Genomic DNA, 1,084 nt, shown 5'->3' on the forward strand with positions numbered 1-1,084 from the left:
TTCTACAGGATTATTGTCTATCTGATGGGTATGAGTCAGCAGCCTGTTTTGAGCGTCATACCCAAAATTCTCAGTTATCCTTTTCTCAGGATCAGTAGCAAGTCTTTTATGTTGGGTAAAAACAATCTTTGCATTTCCTGAAAAATCAAGCTGCCTTTCAACATTGGTGTATCCTCCCAAATGGTTAAAAGAAAATTCCCGTACAGCTCTTCCCTTTAGATCATAATAAAAATAGGTTTTTGACCAGTTGTCATCTTCAATATTTTTCACAAAACTAGAAACATTCAATCCTTTTGTACTTCTCCCATACTGTTGTGGATTCGAAGGAAGCACATCCTGATCCCATACTTTGGTTGGAAAAGGATCACCTACAAGATAAAAATCATAGTAATTAACAGTCAAAAGCTTTGTTATGTTATTGGGATAATTTGATGTACCATTGTCATAATAGACATCCATTCCACTATTGGTAAATCCTACAGAAGTAGTTCTTGCTACATTATTACTTCCTGCAGCATCTGCTAATGCTTGTTCTGCAGCTCTTCCTACTGTTCCAGATACTTGTGTTGATGTATAAATCCCAGTATAGGCTACTCTTCCAAACTGATCATATTTGGTAAAAAGCCACTGCTTGGAGGCTCCCATCACTGCATCCTGGGTCATAATTAATCTGTCCTGCTTATCATAGACCATGAACTCATAATCCTTACCTGGTAATTTCTTTAGAATAAGTCTGTTTCTTCCATCATATCTGTAAATATAACATAAGCTGCCTAGTACCGTATTAACATCAGAAACTATGGCTGCTTTGGGAGGAATAACAAAAGCCAATTGGTTGTACTCATTATACACATAATAGGTGTCCGCGTTATCAGTAGCATTGATGACCTTCCTCACCATTACAACCTGTCCTTTTCCATTCTTGAACTCAATCGTTTTGTTTCCATCTTCATCCGTGACTGTATTTTTATACAATTGACCTGCTGCATAATTGACTGACTGGCTGATAGCAGAAGCAGTGGTTCCACTGGCCCAACTGGTCACTGTTACATATTTTTTTACATCTGCTGCTGTATTGACATCA

1 pseudogene is annotated in these 1,084 nt (G+C 37.6%); it reads right to left on the bottom strand.

Annotated features, from left to right (window positions below):
- A pseudogene (locus JHL15_RS09890) lies at positions 1-1,084 on the bottom strand (RHS repeat-associated core domain-containing protein); the annotation flags it as partial.

Origin of the sequence: Chryseobacterium paridis (assembly GCF_016595215.1) — a bacterium.
GTDB lineage: Bacteria > Bacteroidota > Bacteroidia > Flavobacteriales > Weeksellaceae > Chryseobacterium > Chryseobacterium paridis.